Genomic DNA, 13,598 nt, shown 5'->3' with positions numbered 1-13,598 from the left:
CACTTGTGTATTCCCAAACGGGGGCTACTCCTTGTCTGTGTGCCCCTGCTTGCGTGCGATACGAATATCTTCCATCAGCTGATCGGCCATTTCGCTCAGCAAATCCATATCGTCATCAGACATATTGCGCGGCTCGTCATCCATGATGGCAAAGCAGCCCAGCACATTACCGCGCCTGTCCATCAGCGGGGCGCCTGCATAGAAGCGAATCTGCTTTTCCTGCAGACTGGGGTTGCTTGCAAAGCGCGGGTCACGCGCCAGGTCGCCAATCACGACCAGCTCTTCCTCATAGACCACATAGGAGCTGATGCTTTGCTCGCGCAGCATGCTGAGCACGGATGAACCGTCGTCGGGCTCCAGCATCAGCAAGCTGCCCGGTGCATAAACATGCTTTTCATCCACCCATGAAACCTGTGCCCAGCGGGTGTCAAACGCGTTGATGGCTTTTTGCACCGTATCGCGGTACAGCGGGGTCAAGGCCTCATCCAGCACACCGCTGGCATGCAAAGACCTGACGCGGTCCACATCGTCTTCAGGCACAGGGGCTGCAATGACACCATCGCTGACTTCTTCGGCCTGCAGCGCCAGCACCCACAGCCGCAGCTCATGCAAGCTGGTGACACAGGCCTGCGCCCCGCATTCAGCCGCGAACCCGGGGTCTGCCGCCAGCTGCGGCGCATTGAACAAGGCCAGCACCACGGGCACACCCGGCCAGCGCTTTTGAATGCGGCGCACCAGGCGCCGCGCCATGTTCTGTGGCTGGCTGTTGAAAATGGACAGCACCAGCAGATCTGTGTTCTGCATGGCCCGCAGCCAGTCACTGTCAGAAGGCAGGCCGCTGCTGCTGCGCTGCCCCAGACTGGTCTGGGTGGCCAGTGCCCAGTCTGTGCAGCTGACTTCATGCCCGTAAAGGCTTTCCGCATGGGCCACCATGGCGGCTGCCAGGGCGTCCACTTCCCAGCGTGCCCCGGCGCTGTGAATGCGCAGGCGCCTGCTGGGTTGCCTGCCCTGCTTTGATGCGGCCACAGCAGGGTAATGCTCCTGCAGCTCTTCCAGCAAGGCATCCATGCCGCTGGCCAGGCGCAGGCGGTGCTCGGCCGTTGCGGCTTCCAGATGCTGCTGCGTGGCAATGCGCAAGGCGGGAATGGCTACTTCGTCATAGAAGCTGCTCACGGCATCGGCCTTGTCTTCCTGCGTTGGCTTGGCAGGCAGGTTCTGCTCCACCACTTCCAGCGCATTGCTGACAGCGTCATCGCTGTCATCGGCCAGCAGGCGCTGGTACAGGCGCTGCTGCGGCCCCAGCACCGGCTCGCTGCCCAGCAGGACTTCCATGAACTTGAGCGAAGGAATATTGCGCCCCATCACCAGCAGGCAGACGGTCAGCGGCGTGGACAGAATCAGACCAATCGGCCCCCACAGCGCCGTCCAGAAAGTGGCCGCCACGATGATGGAGAGCGTGGACAGGCCAGTGCTGGAGCCATAGAGCCAAGGCTCGATCACGTTGTTGCTGATCAGCTCCAGCAGCAGAATCAGCCCCAGCGTCATGAGAAACATATTCCAGCCGGGATCGACGGCAAATGCCAGCGCCAGCGGCAGCACGGCCGACAGCATGGGGCCGACATAGGGCACAAAACGCATGATGGCCCCCAGCACCCCCCACAGAATGGCGCCAGGCACGCCAATCATCCACAGGCCTGCGGCCAGCGGCACGCCATAGCTCACGTTGACGATGAACTGCATGCGCAGGTATTTGCCAATGCGCTCCGAAGCTTCGTCCAGCGCATCGGTGGCCATATGCAGATTGCCGCCCATCAGCCGCAGCAAGCGGTCCCGCAAATCATCCCGATCCAGCAAAATCAGAATCACGAACAGCAGCACAATGCCCGCCGTTGTAACGGGCTCTGCAATCCGCCCCAGCCATTGCAGCATCTGCGTGGTGGGCTGAGACTCCGGCCGTTCAATCTGCACTTTTTGCACACGCGGTGCATTGCCGTCCTGCGTGGTGATTTCTTTTTCAACCGTGTGATAGGTCTTGAACACACCATCCCAGGCACTGGGCATATTGGCGTTTTTGCGCAGGCTGCGCAGTTTGTCGCGAATGGTGGACTGATACGTGGGCAAGTCCGCACTGAGCTGCTGGACCTGACTGCCCAGATACATGCCCATGCCGCCCAGCACCCCCAGCACCAGCATGACCACCACCACCGCTGCAGCCATGCGCGGCAACCCCCAGCGCTTGAGCCGCGTGACCGCTGGGTCCAGCAGAAAGCCCAGCAGCGACGCCAGCGCCAGCGGGATCAGCATATCGCGCCCGAAATACAGGGCGGCAATGACCAGACTGGCAATCAGCATGCCAACCAGCAACCGCAGTGCGGGAAGCATGTCGCCGAGCTGCACCAGCCCCGGCATTCCCGAGCTGACGCGGCGCTCCGCCCCATTCCAGTTCATTGCGCCGGGCTGGGGCTTCAAGTGCAGTGATTCAAGTTCCACGGGTGCGCGGGCATGTGGCTCTCCGGGTGCAATCGCCCCCAGGCTGACGGAATCCGAAGCATCATCAGAATCGGGATCGGAGGAATCGTGGGACTGCTGTGACATGAACGACCTTGCTTGCCGAAATGGCTCTTTGAATTGCAGCGCTTAAGGCTCTCTCAGAGTGTCAGCTTTTGCCGCGATTTGTGACTAGACTAAATTGATAGCAGCTAGCCAATGATTTTCCTACAGCACAGGTTACTGGCCACCTCAAAGCTTTCATTCAAGCGCGGCTGCAGCTATCAAAGTTGTTCCACACGCGACAGATCCGGACGCTCCAGCCACTGTGCAAATTCATCGGCCAACTGGCGGCTTGCCGCTGTCGCTGCATGCCATGCGGCAGCCCGGGCATCGTGATCGCTGCCGTAGTCCACAAAGTCATGCCGATCTGGCAATTTGCCACGCGGCAGCTGCCCGACCCATGCTGGATCAGGCGCCAGCACCACCATGGCATCCAGAAAGCGGCTGGACCGATGCCGCCAGCGCAGGCCCTTGTCCAGCCAGCCGGGCACGACCGCCTTCTGAAAATGCGGGTACAGCACAATGCCGCCGTGGCTTTCACTGGCAGCGCCGGAGGCCGCGTAATCCAGGTGCATGTGATAGTCGGTAATGCCCCCATCCCAATACGCGCCGCGAGGTGCACCGGCAATATCGTGCACCGCCTGCAGCACAAAGGGAATCGAGCAACTGGCGCGCACAGCATCCATGAAGTTGCGCTCGTCCAGCGCGACTTGCCGGGTGCGCAAACCGCCGGCCGAAAACGGCAAGCGATGCGCAACGCCGTCAACCCCGGTTGAGAACACCACCCGCTCCAGCCAGCGCCCCAGCGCAGGCCTGTGCATCGCATTGGCGGCAAATGCCCCCAGATAGCCCAGCGGCGTGCGCCAGCGTGACTCACGCGCCAGCATGTGCTGCCCGCGGGAGGCGACTACATGCAGCCGGTAACGCGGGTGATACAGAACCTCGGAGATACGGCCGCCATAAAAATCCTGCAGGCTTTGGGCAAACCGTTCACTGACCAGCGATGCTGGCGTTCGTTTCTGACCCGCTGGAGGATCAAAGCGCTGGGCAATATAGTCGCGCTCCAGCCGCTCAAAAGCCTGCTCGGGGTTATCAAGGCAGGCAGTGGCCATGCGCCAGGCACCAATAGATGCCCCCACCAGATCAACCGGCTGATGGCTTTGACTCAGCCAGTGCCCAAAAATAAAACGATCCAGCGGCCCCAGAATCAGCCCTTTAGGGCCACCCGCTGCGGCGGGGATGACGCGCACATGCTCTGGCGCCAATCCATGCTGACGAAGATGAGCCAGAGCCTTGGGGCCGGCATAAATGCGCAGAGCGGGTGAAACAGAAGTCATGCCTGCATTGTTGCTGATGGCGCCCGCCGCGCAATATCAGCGGTGCTGTCGAAGTGATGCCACTACCAGCACAGACGAACCAGGCTGCCACCGCCTTCGCGCGGCTGAACCTCCAGCCGCGCGCCGATTTCGCGTGCTCGTCTGAACATATTGGCCAGCCCCATGCCGGAAGCAAAATGCGCAGGTCGCCCGGGCTCTGGCAAGGATGGTTCAGGCTTCACACAGGCCATGTCTGCTGGTAAGCCACGGCCGTCATCTTCAATACAAAGACAGGCATGCACCTGGCTGCTGACGGCCTCATGCCTTGTATCCTGCGCCAGCGTAATCCAGATTTCACGGGCGCCAGCGTGCTGCAAAATATTGCTCACCGCTTCCTGCAAGATGGCCATGATGTGCTGCGCCATCATTCCGCGCGGCAGTTGCCCCTCTTCGCCCAGCAGCTCAGGGTCCCAAACATCCCAGTGCAGGGTAATACCCCGGTGCTCCAGCACGCTCTGCAGTCTGTGCCGGTATCTGGCCAGACGCAGGGACAAGGGGCCGTCCTCCGCATCCATGGAATCCACAATCAGCCGCAAATCCAGCAGGCTTTGCTCCAGCAACTGCTGCATGTCTGAATCTTTGTGCGAGCTTGCCAGTGCCATGGCGTGCACAAGCTGGCTGCCCAGGCCGTCATGCAAGGCAGCGGCAATACGCTTGCGCTCTGTCTGCACTTCACGAGATGGGCGGATGCTCTTTCGTCTGCGCCACAGCAAGGCTCTATAAGCCTGTGGAATCAGCCACAGCAGCATGGCCGCGCACATGACGGCGGCCAGCGCAGAAACCCACCAGAGAAATGATGATGTGGACCAGCCCAGTGACATCAGCCAGCCCACCGCAACAGCACACTGCACCGCCCACAGGGCCAGGTGCACAAAGATCATGCGGTTGCCAGCCCGGTTCACCAGCCCCTCAGAACAAACCACGCAAGGAGGCAAATCGCACGGCCTGGGCACGTGTGCGAACCTGCAGCTTGCGGTAAATATTCTTGATGTGGGTGTTGACCGTCATGGCGCTGATTTCCAGCTTGGTGCCGATCTCGGCACTGGTATGCCCACTGGAAACCAGGCGAAGCACTTCACGCTCGCGCATGGAGAGCCGGTCCAGGGCGCTGCTGCCCTCTTCACCATCAGGCACCGGGGCGGGAACACGCTTGTCAAAACGCTGCAATAGCCGGCGCGCCAAGGTGGGCGTGATCGATGCACCACCATTCGCCACCTGCAGCACCGCCTGAGGGTAGTTGCCAAACCAGGAGTTCTTGATCAGATAGCCTGTGGCTCCCAGCTCAAAAGCACGCACAACCTGATCTTCGGTCTCGACCACCGAAATCACAATGGCATCGGCATGAGGGCGCATGCTTTTCATGACATCAATGAGTTCCAGCCCGTCCCCATCGCCCAGGTTCAGATCCAGCAGCATGACATCGAAATCCTGCTGGCGAATGACCTTCTTGGCTTCCCGCACACTGCCGGCCTGGCCAACCACCATGGTGCGGCGGTCATTCATCACCTCCTGGGAAATGACCATGCGCAGGTGCACATCATCATCAACCACCAGCACACGCACCGGCCTATCCGGCTGACCCACCAGAAAATCGGGCCACAGGGATGCACTGCTGAGCTCCACCGACTGCGGGCGCAACATCAGATTACCTTCATCAAAAGCCAGGCTGTCAGGTTTCAAGATGTTCTCCAAGCGCAGAGAGTTTTGATGCCACGTTCGGCTTGTGGCCCAATACGTAACATAAACAAAAACTCTCTAAAATTTTGTTAGATAGATTTAAACAATAATTACTGCGCGCGCTTGTAAGTCAACAGGCAATGTTTGATACAAATTCCGCACCATCGCCTGAAGTAATTAGCAGTGAATCCACGCCTTGACTACCCACAGGCATCTGCAACTAGATACCTTTAAAAACAATTAACAGGTTACATACTTAGAACCTGACATCGGGCTCCGCACCCGCATGCCAGTCAATGGAGGCTTGGCGCAACACCATGTCGATATCCATTCCCAAGGCCAGCCCGACCTCCGCTGGGAAAGATACGGCCAGCTTCCGGTCGCTCCATTGCAAGGCCCGTGTTCCGGCGCGCCACATGGCCAGATGAAGCACTCCGGTCAATGGCTCAAAAGCGGGCTGCTCCAGTGGCTGATGCATATATTGCAAAGAGTCTGCCAGTGCCACGGGCAGATTCCATTGGCGGGCCAGATGGGCGCAGATCTGCCCTGAGCAGTAGCCAAGCAACTGCATTTCCACCTGCGGTCTTTGCGGGTGAAAAGGCTCCAGCAGCTCCGCCAGTCTGGCGGCGGTTGCGGGGTCCGCCTGTTGCAGCAACAACTCACCCAGGCCATGCACCAGCCCAAGCGAATAGGCAGCCGATGCATTGGCCTGCACCGACATTGCCAAGGCCCGTGCCATGCGCGCGGTATCCAGGCTATATCGCCAGAATGACGCCAGCCGCCAGCCTGCAGCAGACGCACGGTCCACCCCCGGCGAGGCCTTGTTCAGCAATTGGCGCAGTTGCAGGGGGGAGAGAACGACCAGCGCCTCTGGAATGCTGTTGACACGCTGGCTCATCAAATGTGCTGGCCCGTTCGCCATGGCCAGCAAGCGTGCAGCCAGCACAGGGTCTGCCGAGAAAAGCTGCGTCAGACTACGCATATGCGGCTGCGGCTTGAGCAGCTCGCTGGACAGCAGCGCCAAAGCCCTAGGCTGACTTGGCAGCGTGGACTGTGACGCCAGCACAGCGGACAGATTCAATGGTTTTGCGTGACTCATCCCTTGTGTGAGGGCATGCAACTACCCTTCACCTCTCTTTGGCTGAGCAGCACGAAACCGGCCGCTCCTGCATTATTTTTCATCTCTTTGCAGCTGTACCGGCTGCCCCATCACCAGCTGGCTGGCAATTTTGCGTGTCAGCGGTTGTAGCACGGAAAAGTGATCACTTCCATGAACCGTCACGCAGTGCACCTGTTCTGACTTTCGTCCAGCGCAAAGATTATCGAGACTGCTGATATTGCTGGGCCGCTTGCTGCCTTCGATGATCCAGGTCGGACTCTTGACGCCATGCAGCCAGTACATGGGAGAGCGCAGCTTTCTCTCATCCACAGACAGCAGGCTCCAGCGTATCGGCCAGTCATAGCTGCTGATATCGTCCACCGGTCCAAAGGCAAACACCCCCTGCACCGGCAGCCCAGCGGCAGCTGTCAGCAGCGCCAAAGTGCCTCCGGTGCTGTGCCCACCCAGATAGATACGCGAAGCATCTATGTAGGGAAGCTGCGCAGCCTGCAAAATGGCTGCAGCCACGTCTTGCACCTCGCCCCAGAAGTATTCCTGCTGTCCAGGGTTGTCATTGCCGCCCCGCAATGCGGGAAACAGCATGGCCATGCCAGCCTTGCGAAAGGCGGCCGCGCTCTGGTCATTCTCCGCAGGGCCTTCCGTCCAGAAGTTACCCAGAGTATTCGTATCGCCCCCGGTAAGCCAAACCATGAGCGGCAGCTTGCGACCATCGCCAGGAGGCGGGGTGACAAACGCCTTGAGCTGAAGACTTCCGCTGGTATAGCTCATGGGTACAAACAACGAAGCGGGTGGCTGCGGCATGGGCTTGATCGCCGCACGCGCACCGTGCTGCAAGGCTGTGGTGATCTGGGTGGTAATTCCTGCCCGCGCCTGCAGCAAGTTCTGCAAGGCAATTGCCCCGGTCGAGATTTGCTGCTCTACCGTTTTTTCAATCTGAGCCTGCTCTTCACGCCTTGCGGCATCAGCACGGCGTGCTGCGGCATTGCGTACTTTGGCAGCCTCGTGCTCAGCCATGGCATCACGGGTAATGCATCGGCGCTGCTGATCGACCGGCAGCCCCTCTTCATTGGCCTTGTCCAGCTGTTCCAGTGTCAGCTTGACAGTGTGGCAAAAGCGGTCGCTTTCAGCGGCAAGCGCTGGCGGCCAGACCAGAGCTACCGGCTGCTGCGCCTGGGCTTTCTGTTTGACTCTGTCCAGCGATATCCAGCCCCGCGACGTCATCTTGGCGCCGATAAAAACGACCAGCAGTACTACCGCCAGAACGGGGAGCACGCGCCCCCGTTCTCTTCTATTGCTCAGCATTCCGTCTCCCTCTGCAGGCCGCCTGTGAATATCGTATTGGCGGCCAGGAAGGAGATTATTTCTTGAGCCCCTGCAACTTGGCAAAGGCTGATGCCATTGCATTTGGCTGTGTGGGCTGGTTGCCACGCTGGGGCTGGGCAAAGTTGTCGCGCCCACCGCGGTTACCACCGCCGTAGTTGTTGCCACGGCCTGCGCCTTCAAAGCGATTGTCGCGCGGACCGTCGCGCCTTGCAGGCGCAGCATCCAGCTTCATCGTCAGGCTGATGCGCTTGCGGTCCACATCCACTTCCAGCACCTTGACCTTGACGATCTGGCCGGTCTTGACCACTTCGCGCGCGTCTTCGATGAACTTGTGGCTCATCTGGCTCACGTGCACCAGACCGTCCTGATGCACGCCCAGATCGACAAAAGCGCCAAACTGGGCCACGTTGCTCACCGTACCTTCCAGCGTCATGCCTTCCTTCAGGTCCTTGATGTCTTCCACGCCGTCGTTGAAGCGGGCCACCACAAAGTCAGGGCGCGGGTCACGGCCAGGCTTTTCCAGCTCGCCCAGAATGTCCTTGATGGTGATGGCGCCAAACTTCTCGCTGGCGAACTGTTCGGGCTTGAGCGACTTGAGCACCTCGCCCCGGCCCATGATCTGGTCCACGGGCTTGCCGGTGGAGACAATAATCTGCTCCACCACCGGATAAGTTTCAGGGTGAACGCCGGTCATATCGAGCGGGTTATCGCCACCGCGAATGCGCAAGAAACCTGCGGCCTGCTCAAAAGTCTTGGCGCCCAGGCCGGCCACTTCCATCAGCTGCTTGCGGTTGCTGAACGAGCCATTGGCATCGCGCCAGCGCACCACTGACTTGGCGACCGAGCCCGACAGGCCCGACACGCGGGTCAACAACGGGGCCGAGGCGGTGTTCAAATCCACGCCCACCGAGTTCACGCAGTCTTCCACCACAGCATCCAGCTGGCGCGCCAGCTCGCTCTGGTTCACGTCGTGCTGGTACTGGCCCACGCCAATGCTCTTGGGGTCGATCTTGACCAGCTCGGCCAGCGGGTCCTGCAGGCGACGGGCAATCGATGCTGCGCCGCGCAGGCTCACGTCGATATCGGGCATTTCCAGTGCGGCGAATTCGCTGGCGGAATAGACCGAAGCACCGGCCTCGCTCACCACCACTTTTTCGATCTTCTTGTCGGCCTTGCCAGCAATTTTGATCAGGTCAGCCGCCAGCTTGTCGGTCTCACGGCTGGCTGTACCGTTGCCAATCGCGATCAAATTGATATTGTGTTTCTCCACCAGGCGGGCGAGAACGGCCAAGGAGCCATCCCAGTCGCGGCGCGGCTCGTGCGGGTAGATGGTGGTCGTGTCCACCAACTTGCCGGTCTGGTCCACCACGGCCACCTTCACGCCGGTGCGGATGCCAGGGTCCAGGCCAATAACGGCGCGTTGGCCGGCAGGTGCGGCCAGCAGCAGATCGCGCAGGTTATCGCCAAACACCTTGATCGCCACTTTTTCAGCGTCTTCGCGCAGGCGGCTGAAAAGGTCACGCTCGGTGGACAGGCTCAGCTTGACGCGCCAGGTCCAGGCCACGCATTTGCGCAGCAGATCGTCAGACGCGCGCTTGGCGTGGCTCCAGCCCAGGTGCAAGGCAATCTTGCCTTCGGCCAGACTTGGCTGACCAGGCTCGGGCTCGACGGGTTGCACCAGCTTGGCTTCGAGAATTTCGAGTGCCCGGCCACGGAACACGGCCAAAGCGCGGTGCGAAGGCACGCGGCCGATGGGCTCGTCGTATTCAAAATAATCGCGGAACTTGGCGACCTCGGGGTCGTTCTCGTTCTTGGCTTCCACCTTCTTGGACTTGAGCAGCCCTTCGTCCCACAGCCATTCGCGCAGCTTCTGCACCAGGGCCGGGTCTTCGGCCCAGCGCTCGGACAGGATGTCACGCACGCCATCGAGCACGGCAAAGGTGGTCGAAAAATCAGGCCCTGGCTTGCCGTCGTCCAAGGTGGTTGCTGGCTTGCAAAAGGCCTCGGCTTCTTTGTGCGGGTCCAGCGCGGGGTCGGCAAACAGCTTGTCGGCCAGCGGCTCGATGCCGAATTCCTTGGCAATCTGGCCCTTGGTGCGGCGCTTTTGCTTGAAGGGCAGGTAAATGTCTTCCAGCTCCTGCTTGGTAGGCGCCTGGGCAATCGCCAGGCGCAGCGCATCGGTCAGCTTGCCTTGCTCGTCAATGGCCTTGATGACGGTCTCGCGGCGGTCTTCCAGCTCGCGCAGATAAGTCAAGCGCTCATCCAGCGTGCGCAGCTGCGTGTCATCCAGGCCGCCTGTAGCTTCCTTGCGGTAACGGGCCACAAACGGAACCGTAGCACCACCATCGAGCAATTCCACCGCCGCGCTCACCTGCTGCGGCTTGACATTCAGTTCTTGAGCAATCTGACCAATGATTTTTTGCATTCGATACTCGCGCCCCACGGCGTTCAACACAGAAAGCTGATGAGTTTGCCATACCCACCCGACCCTCACCTCTCAGAATGCAGCACGAAACGCAACAGATTTAAACATTTAGGCCATTGCGCGCTGGAAAAAGCCCAGCAGGCTTGAGAGCACAAGCCTGCTTCCTCACTACACCTTGATCTCCACGGCTTGCATCATGCCTAAATCCTCATGATCAAGCGCGTGGCAGTGCCAGACAAAGCTGCCATCAAAGTCCAAAAATCGCATGCGAAAGGTAATGCTGCCTGGTTTGGAATCGGAGACTGGAGGTACGGGCAGGGTATCGGCCCAAAATGGATCGACACTCTCGCCGTTCACCTTTGTCACATAGCAATCGTTCACATGGATATGAAACGGGTGCGGATAAGCATTGAAATTCCACACCGTCCACTCCTCGACTCCATTGAAAGGAACCAGTTGCGTGGGTGTCAAGGCAGAGTGATAGGGCGCCATACCACTTTGCATCGCATCCGAGCCAACGGCAAAGACAGAAGTAACTCCATCTGTGCCCAGCACCCAGCTCTCATCCGACGGCATTGGAGCCAGCTTCAAGTCACCCGGGGACAGTATCGCTAAACGCATGGAGCGCTGCATTCCGCCTTTGGCCGCCAGTTCTTCATCCGTTATCGGCAGGTACTCATCCGTTGAGCGCAGCAAGGTAGGGTCTGGAATGTCATCATTTACTGCTTCGCCCTGGACAATTACGCGTGCAATCACCTCTTCGTAATTGCTGCTGCCGGTGGGCCTGTGCCAAGATGGACATGCAGCAGATCTCAGGAAATACTCTCCCGGGACCAGGGATGCCTTGAACACCATGGAAAGACGCCCACCCGGGTAGATGTAGCTACCTGGCCAATCCTTCATTGCCAGTCCTGCCTTCACCGTCTCTCTGTTCAATAGGCGAAAGCGCTTGTTGAAATTGTTTCCGTCCCGCGCATACACATGGAGATCATGACCATCCAACACGGGATACAGGGGATAGAACGATGTTGGGTTGACGATGTGCCAATGTCTCACTTCACCGGGGCGAAGCACGATGGTTGGTTGATGCACGCCATTGATCAGAAAAGCCGATGCAGGCCTTGCGAACGACTCCTCCAGCGTGTCTGTGCGCCCTTGCTCCGTCAGTGTCAGCTTGTGAGCAAAAAGTACTTGCTCATCCACCGCGCTAGCCTTCCAGAATGCTTCATTTTCCTTACGGATCAGAATTGCGCCGAACATGCCACTGGACACTTGGGCATTCGTGGATCCATGAAGATGTGGGTGGTACCAGTAGATGCCGCTGCTATGGTCCAGCGGAATTTTGATTTCGTGATAACGAGTGTCTCCCGGCTTGATCCCTGCAGTGGCCTTATCCACCACATAGTCACCAAAAACACCGGGGCGAATCTCCTTCGGATCAACATGCAAGCCATGAAAATGCAGATTGGTGCTGTTTTGGTGATTCAGACCCTGCCAGCTGGAACTCTGGGGAGATGCGGGTAGCCGATTGTTGACCCACACACGCAAGGTATCACCGGGCTTCAACATCAAGGTTGGCGCCATGTATTGACCATTGAAAGTCCGCAAAGCCAGCGCTCTGGGTTTGGCCGATACCGGATAGCTGGCCCATTGATCCATCAAGGCCGCATCATCTGGCACTGCCATTGATAGGTCCGCATACTGCACATTCAAATGCAGCTCAAGCACTCCACCACTGGAGCGCAATATCTGGGGCTGCGGCAAACTCTCCTGATCGGCATTACCTGCGCCACCTCCGCAAGCGGGCAAGAGAGCACCGACCGAAACCGCCATACCCCATTGGAGCAAACCGCGTCGAGTCACAACGCCGTCTGTCTTTGCATGATCAGAAAACTTCTTGCAATCGATGAGATTCATGCCTGCTCCTTGAGCAAATTCAGATTCGCTTGTGGTTGAAATTTCATGGCGCTCAGATCAATCTGACGAGGTTGAGCCTGCATCTCTGCCTCACCCTGGCAGGTACCAAAACGGTTGTCGCCCCAAGCCCAGCAAGTTCCCTCCTCAGTCAAAGCAAGCATATGAGAGCGTCCAGCACTGATTTGGCGAACCCGCTTGAGAGCAATTACCCGCTCACTCTCCTCGCCAATTTCTTCATGCCCCAGTTGCCCTAGCCCATTCCACCCCCAGGCCCGCACAAGACCTTCACGAGTCAACACAGCACTGAAGTGCAAACCTGCAACCACTGCCTTGACCTCTGATAAACGGCCCCCAATTCGCACCGGCGAAGGGAGATACGCCTCAGCAATCTGTGCGCTCAATTGCTTTTTGTGATTGGACCCCCAGCCCCACAGCTGCCCATGAACGTCCAAAGCCAGGGTGTGTGTTGCCCCTGCTGCAATAGCCTTTACGGGCTGAGTCAACTTCACATGCCGGGGCAAAGCCTGCTCACGCAGATTTCCCTGCCCCAGTTGCCCCGAAGCATTGGCCCCCCAGGTCCAGACTCGACCTTTTCCATCGAGGGCCACGGTGTGCGCAGCTCCCGGACTCAGGCTACGAATGTCACTGACCCCGTCTACAACAACAGGCGTAGTGCGTCCTTGCCACAAAGCATCCTCACCAATCCCGAGTCGCCCATATGCGACATCACCCCAACCGAACAAACGACCATCAGCCAACGCCGCGAAAGCGACATGCTCCCCTGTCCAGACATTGCGGGCGATGTCTGGCAAATCAACAGTACCCACATACGCCGCTCCGTGATCTCGCACCACCTGCGGCGCAAACTGGAACACCTTCTCTTTAGTCCATGCAATCAACTGCGCCGAGGCATCACCCACCCCCAACCACTCCATCCCAACAGGATCAAGGCGCTGAGGTACATCTTGCGCAAACCTCAGGTGACCAATTTCGGTACGGTCGGCAACACAGACCCCTTCACCGTCGGACCCTTCAGGCACAACGCGAACGCTGCGCACATTTCCCCAGACATAGACACCCAACCTACTCATTACCATGGAGCGCTCTGGCCCAGCGATAACGCGCACTACTTCACGCATATACCCTCCAAGTAGAAACCAAATCACATTTGCAACTATTCGTTTCTACATACAGAGCGCCGCCTTGCCTA

Annotated in this window: 9 protein-coding genes; all 9 read right to left on the bottom strand. The window is 59.0% G+C overall.

Features of this window, described 5'->3' with window-relative positions:
* Positions 1 to 24: 24 nt before the first annotated feature.
* Positions 25 to 2,448, bottom strand: a complete 2,424-nt coding sequence (locus tag JDW18_RS08350; protein ID WP_218243820.1) for an AI-2E family transporter — start codon at positions 2,446 to 2,448, stop codon at positions 25 to 27.
* A gap of 323 nt (positions 2,449 to 2,771) precedes the next feature.
* Positions 2,772 to 3,887, bottom strand: coding sequence for a patatin-like phospholipase family protein (locus JDW18_RS08345; RefSeq protein WP_218243179.1), 1,116 nt, complete (start codon positions 3,885 to 3,887; stop codon positions 2,772 to 2,774).
* 62 nt (positions 3,888 to 3,949) lie between these two features.
* Positions 3,950 to 4,807, bottom strand: coding sequence for a sensor histidine kinase (locus JDW18_RS08340; protein WP_218243178.1), 858 nt, complete (start codon positions 4,805 to 4,807; stop codon positions 3,950 to 3,952).
* Positions 4,808 to 4,835: 28 nt separating this feature from the next.
* Positions 4,836 to 5,567 (bottom strand): response regulator, encoded by a 732-nt coding sequence (locus JDW18_RS08335; RefSeq protein WP_218243819.1) that lies wholly within the window; start codon positions 5,565 to 5,567, stop codon positions 4,836 to 4,838.
* A 292-nt stretch (positions 5,568 to 5,859) separates the two neighbouring features.
* Positions 5,860 to 6,702, bottom strand: coding sequence for an HDOD domain-containing protein (locus tag JDW18_RS08330; RefSeq protein WP_218243177.1), 843 nt, complete (start codon positions 6,700 to 6,702; stop codon positions 5,860 to 5,862).
* 72 nt (positions 6,703 to 6,774) lie between these two features.
* On the bottom strand, positions 6,775 to 7,995 hold the full coding sequence (locus tag JDW18_RS08325) for an alpha/beta hydrolase family protein (protein ID WP_246610350.1): 1,221 nt from the start codon (positions 7,993 to 7,995) through the stop codon (positions 6,775 to 6,777).
* A gap of 85 nt (positions 7,996 to 8,080) precedes the next feature.
* Positions 8,081 to 10,471: a Tex family protein gene (locus tag JDW18_RS08320; RefSeq protein ID WP_218243176.1), complete on the bottom strand. Its 2,391-nt coding sequence runs from the start codon at positions 10,469 to 10,471 to the stop codon at positions 8,081 to 8,083.
* 168 nt (positions 10,472 to 10,639) lie between these two features.
* Positions 10,640 to 12,388: a multicopper oxidase family protein gene (locus JDW18_RS08315; RefSeq protein WP_218243175.1), complete on the bottom strand. Its 1,749-nt coding sequence runs from the start codon at positions 12,386 to 12,388 to the stop codon at positions 10,640 to 10,642.
* The gene (locus JDW18_RS08310; RefSeq protein ID WP_218243174.1) at positions 12,385 to 13,527 is read right to left on the bottom strand and encodes an RCC1 domain-containing protein; all 1,143 of its coding nucleotides are present in this window, start codon (positions 13,525 to 13,527) and stop codon (positions 12,385 to 12,387) included. Before JDW18_RS08310 ends, JDW18_RS08315 begins: the two co-directional genes overlap by 4 nt.
* Positions 13,528 to 13,598 lie beyond the last annotated feature (71 nt).

The sequence above is a fragment of the Comamonas fluminis genome (assembly GCF_019186805.1).
Classification (GTDB): domain Bacteria; phylum Pseudomonadota; class Gammaproteobacteria; order Burkholderiales; family Burkholderiaceae_C; genus Comamonas; species Comamonas fluminis.
Note: the sequence above shows the minus strand (reverse complement) of the source record. Positions and strands in the feature narration are given on the sequence as shown.

What these genes read in the sequence shown, in the direction of transcription:
- JDW18_RS08350 (WP_218243820.1), bottom strand. Translation starts at nt 2,448, where the DNA reads ATGAACTGGAATGGGGCGGAGCGCCGCGTCAGCTCGGGAATGCCGGGG.
- JDW18_RS08345 (WP_218243179.1), bottom strand. Translation starts at nt 3,887, where the DNA reads ATGACTTCTGTTTCACCCGCTCTGCGCATTTATGCCGGCCCCAAGGCT.
- JDW18_RS08340 (WP_218243178.1), bottom strand. Translation starts at nt 4,807, where the DNA reads ATGATCTTTGTGCACCTGGCCCTGTGGGCGGTGCAGTGTGCTGTTGCG.
- JDW18_RS08335 (WP_218243819.1), bottom strand. Translation starts at nt 5,567, where the DNA reads ATGTTGCGCCCGCAGTCGGTGGAGCTCAGCAGTGCATCCCTGTGGCCC.
- JDW18_RS08330 (WP_218243177.1), bottom strand. Translation starts at nt 6,702, where the DNA reads ATGAGTCACGCAAAACCATTGAATCTGTCCGCTGTGCTGGCGTCACAG.
- JDW18_RS08320 (WP_218243176.1), bottom strand. Translation starts at nt 10,471, where the DNA reads ATGCAAAAAATCATTGGTCAGATTGCTCAAGAACTGAATGTCAAGCCG.
- JDW18_RS08315 (WP_218243175.1), bottom strand. Translation starts at nt 12,388, where the DNA reads ATGAATCTCATCGATTGCAAGAAGTTTTCTGATCATGCAAAGACAGAC.
- JDW18_RS08310 (WP_218243174.1), bottom strand. Translation starts at nt 13,527, where the DNA reads ATGCGTGAAGTAGTGCGCGTTATCGCTGGGCCAGAGCGCTCCATGGTA.